The organism is Neobacillus novalis NBRC 102450 (assembly GCF_001591805.1).
In the GTDB taxonomy this organism is placed as follows: Bacteria; Bacillota; Bacilli; order Bacillales; family Cytobacillaceae; genus Neobacillus; species Neobacillus novalis.
On record NZ_BCVP01000082.1, the window covers coordinates 1 to 5,160 of the forward strand.

6 protein-coding genes are annotated in these 5,160 nt (G+C 34.5%); 3 read left to right on the top strand and 3 right to left on the bottom strand.

Annotated features, from left to right (window positions below; all coding sequences use genetic code 11):
• Positions 1-80 precede the first annotated feature (80 nt).
• Both tatA and BANVL01_RS26320 read right to left on the bottom strand, forming a co-directional pair.
• Entirely contained in the window at positions 81-260 is a 180-nt protein-coding gene (gene tatA, locus BANVL01_RS26315; protein ID WP_066093027.1) for a twin-arginine translocase TatA/TatE family subunit, read from the bottom strand.
• A 58-nt stretch (positions 261-318) separates the two neighbouring features.
• Positions 319-1,533: a metallophosphoesterase family protein gene (locus tag BANVL01_RS26320; protein WP_066093025.1), complete on the bottom strand. Its 1,215-nt coding sequence runs from the start codon at positions 1,531-1,533 to the stop codon at positions 319-321.
• Between the two features lie 431 nt (positions 1,534-1,964).
• On the opposite strand from BANVL01_RS26320, the gene BANVL01_RS26325 reads away from it, so the two are divergent.
• The 3 genes from BANVL01_RS26325 (at position 1,965) to BANVL01_RS26335 (ending at position 4,949) form a co-directional block, all read left to right on the top strand.
• A complete protein-coding gene (locus BANVL01_RS26325; RefSeq protein WP_066093022.1) occupies positions 1,965-2,759 on the top strand; it encodes a DeoR/GlpR family DNA-binding transcription regulator in 795 nt (264 codons plus the stop codon).
• Between the two features lie 210 nt (positions 2,760-2,969).
• On the top strand, positions 2,970-4,700 hold the full coding sequence (locus BANVL01_RS26330) for a metallophosphoesterase family protein (protein WP_066093019.1): 1,731 nt from the start codon (positions 2,970-2,972) through the stop codon (positions 4,698-4,700).
• A gap of 69 nt (positions 4,701-4,769) precedes the next feature.
• Complete coding sequence (locus BANVL01_RS26335; RefSeq protein ID WP_066093016.1) at positions 4,770-4,949, top strand: twin-arginine translocase TatA/TatE family subunit; 180 nt, start codon at positions 4,770-4,772, stop codon at positions 4,947-4,949.
• Between the two features lie 26 nt (positions 4,950-4,975).
• Here BANVL01_RS26335 and BANVL01_RS28095 read toward each other — a convergent pair.
• The coding region (locus BANVL01_RS28095) for a hypothetical protein (protein WP_218010695.1) at positions 4,976-5,160 on the bottom strand (185 nt) is incomplete at its 5' end.

Genomic DNA, 5,160 nt, shown 5'->3' on the forward strand with positions numbered 1-5,160 from the left:
GCCGCTGATCAGGGCGCTTGCGCTTTTCTTATTAGAAATAAGAGGAAGATGTAAGCTTTGAACTTACATCTTCGACACTTTTACTTAGAATCACCACGATCTTCTTTTTCCTCTGACATTATATCCTTTGCGGAGCTTTTAAATTCTCTTAATGTATTCCCAAATGCACGCCCAATTTCAGGTAATTTAGATGGCCCAAATATGATGAGAGCAATAATTAAGATTAAAATTAGCCCAGGAACTCCTATATTTTGTAACATGTTGTTACCTCCATTAAAAATATTTTTAAACTATTGATACGGATAAGATCAACAACATTTATCCTTTTACCGCTTTTTCCTTTTTTCCATTATTTAATGGTAAGGGATCCATACTTTGATCGTTCGCTGTTAAATCAATTCCATAATCCTTAGCGAAAACCATATGGGTTTCTACAAGAACACCTTCTTTATTTTCATCTAAATTGAATACTCTCGCTCCACGAAGTCTGTTTCGATCAGCACCAGATAGACCGTACGTTCCAAAACCTGCGCTGCCAGCATACCCAAGCAAAATTCCATAATAGTTGCCATGATAGGTGTTTACATGATCATGTCCGCAGAAAACGCCCTTAACGTCCCCTCTGTCCAACATGGCTGAGAACAAACCGCCGTTAACCGGTCCCGGACATTCGTCTTCATTTCTTTCTCCTACTATATTATGTTTTGCTGCTGCAAGATCATGGCTAGCTTTCGTTCTGCTATCAACACTTCCATACCACATAAAACGATGTTCCCATAGAGGGATATGAATGAACATAAGTGAAGGTACTTTATAACCATACTGCTTCTCAAGTTTTTTGGATTTCTCATAATACCAATTAACTTGATTAAAACGAAGCCAATCCCAAGTAGGGTATCCTTTAAAATCTTGTCCGGCTATTTGTGCTGGTGCATATCTTCCACTATCAAGAAGCCAGAGGTTGAATGCGGCATTATTGCCTTTTGATTTTCTTATTACAAGGTTCATGTTTCCTGTTCCAGTAAGGCCCTTTTCTCCAGGTTCATTCATATTATATTTGTAATTCATATAGAACTTCAGCATGTCATTCTCATACATTCCACTATTGGCTGAAGAATCTTCATCATGATTTCCAAATGTAACTGCCCATTTAATTCCTCTTTTTTCCATTGGTTGAGCTAAATTATTTAAGGCTTGTTTCATCTCTAATTCAGAATCGCAGCCTCCTGTAATATTGTCACCGTTAAGAACAACAAAATCCGGCTTCTCTGAGTCAAGAACTTTCTCCATAAGTTCAAGTGTCCTGCGATCAATTCGTTCATCATCTTGAGTGTCGTTAAATTGTACAACTTTAAACTTTCCATCTGAGTTAAATTGAAGCTTAGCATTTTCTAATTTTTCAGCATGTACATTGTTAGTAAATAAATCTCCCGGCAATCCAGTAGACGCAAGTGTTAACGCAAGCGTACTCATTCCTCCTATTTTCATAAAACTCCTTCTGTCTAACCCTTTGTTTAGATCCTGATTACTCATAAAAATTACCTCCAAATTTTTAAAAAATAATAGAGCCTAGCAATCGAAAAGAGTAAAAATAGGGGAAAAAGCTTTATACAGTTTCGTGTATAAGCAGAACTGCCTCAATTGTCCCCGTAATCTACTATTCCATCGTAAAATAAAAATATTGATAGATTATTAATTATGCTAGAAAGGTAAGTAAAGAAAACAAAGAGAAAACAGAAAACAATAAGCCAAAGAAAACGAAACAAATAGCCTTCTAAGAAAAACATTCAGATTATTTATAGTAGAAAAGATAGATGAAAAAGATGCTTTTTGATTTTGTTTTATTTTCTATTTTTGATTAATTTACAAAACTTAATATTTTCTTAGGCATTTTGTAATATTCAGTTTTTATAATTGGTTTAAATAAAACCAAATTCAAATGATAGAGGCATTGGGAGGATAGTATGAATAAGAATTTAATTACAGAAAGGTATAGAGTAATAATTAGAGAACTTGATATAAAAAATAAAATTAATGTAATGGATTTAGCAATAAAATTAAACGTAACACCAGAAACGATTCGAAAAGATTTAAGCGCGCTTGAGGAGAAAAAGAAATTACGCAGAATTCACGGTGGGGCTATTCGATCTTTTGGTTTTATTAAAGAACCTCATTTTAATAAAAAAATCGGCCTCTCTCATAATCAAAAAAAAATGATAGGGGAAGTTGCGGCAGCTTTCATTATGGATGGAGAAACAGTTGCTCTAGATGTAGGATCAACAACCTTACATATTGCGAGTTCAATTGAAAATGTAAAAAATATCACGATTGTGACCAACTCATTAGCAGCAGCTGAAATCTTAAATAATCGATTAGAAAGCCAACTATTTGATGGCAAAGTAATCGTACTTGGAGGAACAACTAATCCACTGCAACGTTCAATCAGTGGACCATTAACCAATCTGTTATTAGAACACTTTTATTTTGATAAAGCGTTTATTTCATGTGGAGGAATTAGCAAAGATGGAATATCCGATTTCAATATAGATGAAGCAACTGCATCTACTATTATGATCAAAAGATCAAGAAGTGTTTATGTTGTAACTGATTCTTCCAAAATTAATCTGCAGGCTCTTTTTCATATAGGGTCATTCTCATCAATTGATTGTGTTATTACAGATCAAGAAATGCCCGCTGATTGGTCTAAAGACGCTATGGTTAGAAACCTAAAATGGATTAAAGCAGGTGACGCGAATTAGTCCCTCTTATTAATTGACTCTAGTGTTGTACTGGGGTCATTTTCACCATTAGAGCAAATGTGTGTAATTGTTTCATTTCGTGCTATTCACGATAAAAACAACAATAATTTACACATCATTTACAGTGAATCAATAAATTTTAAGTATTATTTATTTGTGTAAGTGTGAATTTGAAATTAGCAAATCTATCATTTGAGAGGAGTAATACGAATGAAAAATGATAAATTGAACCATGAAGGAGAAAAATCGTTACACGATAATCTTTTAAATAAGGCGATGGATCGACGGACCTTTTTGGAGGGGACAACTAAAATTGCTGGAGCTGCTATAGGATTAGCTCTAGTAAACTCGTTAACTAGTATACCTGTGAGTGCAGCATCTAGCTCTTCTGTTTTTCATTCACTTGGCAATAAACCAGATTTAGTTTTTCCGGTAATAAGTGATGTACATATTAATGATAATAGTGATGGTACTTTGGAAAAGTTGGTTACTACTTTAGAACAGTTAAATAAAGTTGTTCCGAAGCAAGATGCTTTTGTGGTAGTTGGAGATTTAACGGATTATGGAATTGCATCAGAATATGATAAGTTTATGTCTGCTTATAATGTGAGAAAACAGCCACAAGCTGTTTCTATGTTTGCGATTGGAAACCATGACTATTGGAATGGCTTATCGGTAGCAGATGCTCAAAAACGTTTCCTAGAGAAAACGGGGATGGAATCCATTTACTATCATAAGATAATCAAAGGTTATCATTTTATCATTCTTTATACTGAAGATGGTAACACAGAGGGTACCTTCTCAGTAAAACAAATTGAATGGCTAGGTGAGCAATTAAGGCTAGCAAATGATGATGATCCGAAAAAACCGATTTTTGTCTTCCATCATCAGCCTATTAAAGGAACCATCTATGGAAGCGAATGGGGCTTCAATCAAAATAGAGATCTTTTTTACGATACTTTGAAAGAATATCCACAAGTTATCTCTTTTTCTGGTCATACTCACTATCCGTTAGATGACCCTAGAATCATACACCAAAAGGATTTTACTTCTATTGGGACTTCAACTGGTGCCTATTTGTGGCTTGATAGCGGAAGAATCCAAGGAGAAGTGCCTGAAGATGCCGATATCCTTAATCAAGCTCTGATTGTAGAGGTTCATAATAACAAAGTAATTATTAAACGCCGTGATATTCATAACGATGACTGGACAGGTGAGCCATTCGAAATCAGCTACCCTGCTAATAAGCATAATTTTAAATACATAGAAGATAGAGACAAAAAGGCACCTTTCTTTACAAATGATGCGATGCTTTCCATTGTTAATGGAAAAACGACAGTTACCGGTTTAGCCATAATGTTTACTCAAGCTAAAGACAATCTTCTTGTACATGATTATAAAGTGGTAGCTAGAAATGTTGAAACAAACGAAGTAGCGAAAGAATTTCTTGCTTTCTCAGAGTTCTATAAAGATCCTGTACCAAATCCATTAACATTGCAAATTGACGAATTAAAGCCAAACACAACATATGAGATTGAAGTTCACGCTCTTGATGCATTCGGAAATGTAAGTAATAGCTCTTTAAAAGTACTAGGGAAAACGCTGGACGGTGTAGTAGAAGATGTAACAATTAAATTATCTAAAAATGTTTTAAATGGAGTAGAAGATACGGTTGACGTTACGGTAGAAAATGCTAGAAGTCCAAAAAGTGATTGGATCGGTTTATATGAAATAAATGATAAACCAGGACCAATCGCGTCAATATGGTGGATGTACACTCAAGTAAAAGATGGAATCTGTAAATTTACTTATAATCCAAAGAATAATAGTTATCCAGGAAGATACAAGGAAGGTTCTACGTATAAATTAATTTATTTCTATGGTAGTGGCTACGATGAAGTTGCATCAACAACATTCACCGTTGGTAGTAAACAAAACTAGAAATGAAGGAAGATCCTATAACATTTTGCTGTTGATAAAAATAGAATCATTTATTAAGGAGTAAACACCATGTTTCAAAATATCGGAGTACCAGGATTAATATTAATTCTTATCATTGCTCTAATAATATTCGGTCCATCTAAGTTGCCTGAAATTGGACGTGCTTTCGGTAACACACTTAGAGAATTTAAACACTCTGCTAAGGATTTAATGTCAGACGAAAAAGAAGAAAAGGGGAAAACTAAGTAAATTTAACGAAGATGTAAGTAGTAAGCTTACATCTTCATATTTTTTAAGAAAGGAGAAACTGTATGCCTATTCAAAAGATGCTTTTGGCAGAACACCTCGAGGAACTTAGGAAACGGATCTTCAAAACGCTTAAGAGTGTCTTTATGTTCATATAATAAAACAATACTCCCCGTTAGCTGCACTTTTGGGAGTGGCTGCTGCAGAATTTCTG